This is a genomic window from Oceanobacillus sp. J11TS1, from assembly GCF_018333215.1.
In the GTDB taxonomy this organism is placed as follows: Bacteria; Bacillota; Bacilli; order Bacillales; family Amphibacillaceae; genus Oceanobacillus.
The window spans coordinates 1-705 of the sequence record NZ_BORO01000066.1; the positions used below are offsets into that span (position 1 = coordinate 1).

Consider the following 705-nt stretch of genomic DNA (forward strand, 5'->3'; position numbering starts at 1 on the left):
ACCCCCTGCTTGTAAGGCAGGTGCTCTCCCAGCTGAGCTAATCCTCCATTTGGTGACCCGTACGGGATTCGAACCCGTGTTACCGCCGTGAAAGGGCGGTGTCTTAACCGCTTGACCAACGGGCCATTTAAAGTTTTAATGGCGGAGAGCGAGGGATTCGAACCCTCGAAGCCGCGGTAGCGGCTTACACGATTTCCAATCGTGCTCCTTCGGCCTCTCGGACAGCTCTCCATATGGCTCCACAGGTAGGATTCGAACCTACGACCGATCGGTTAACAGCCGATTGCTCTACCACTGAGCTACTGTGGAATGATCCATAACAATAAAGAAAGAAGTAATCTGCTTGTCCTTAAGGACTTCATAAGAGAATACTCTCGCCTGGCAACGTCCTACTCTCGCAGGAGGAGAACCCCCAACTACCATTGGCGCTGAAGAACTTAACTTCTGTGTTCGGCATGGGAACAGGTGTGACCTCTTCGCTATCGCCACCAGACAAGTTTAAAAATCAGTAACAATCAATATTATACACGTTTTTGTGAAAAAATCAAGTACTAATTTTAAAATATGTAAAATTTTGTACCCTGAAAACTAAATAAGAGTAACGTGACATGAAAAAACTTAGATAAGTCCTCAATCGATTAGTATCCGTCAGCTGCACGTGTCGCCACGCTTCCACCTCGGACCTATCAACCTCATCGTCTCTGA

Annotated in this window: 3 tRNA genes and 2 rRNA genes; all 5 read right to left on the bottom strand. The window is 47.1% G+C overall.

Annotation, left to right across the window (positions count from 1 at the left end):
• Window positions 1–50: 50 nt before the first annotated feature.
• Window positions 51–125, bottom strand: a tRNA-Glu gene (locus KI343_RS19825).
• Between the two features lie 14 nt (window positions 126–139).
• Window positions 140–231 (bottom strand) — tRNA-Ser (locus tag KI343_RS19830).
• 3 nt (window positions 232–234) lie between these two features.
• A tRNA-Asn gene (locus KI343_RS19835) sits at window positions 235–309 on the bottom strand.
• A gap of 67 nt (window positions 310–376) precedes the next feature.
• Window positions 377–493 (bottom strand): 5S ribosomal RNA (gene rrf / locus KI343_RS19840).
• A gap of 125 nt (window positions 494–618) precedes the next feature.
• Window positions 619–705, bottom strand: a 23S ribosomal RNA gene (locus KI343_RS19845); the annotation flags it as partial.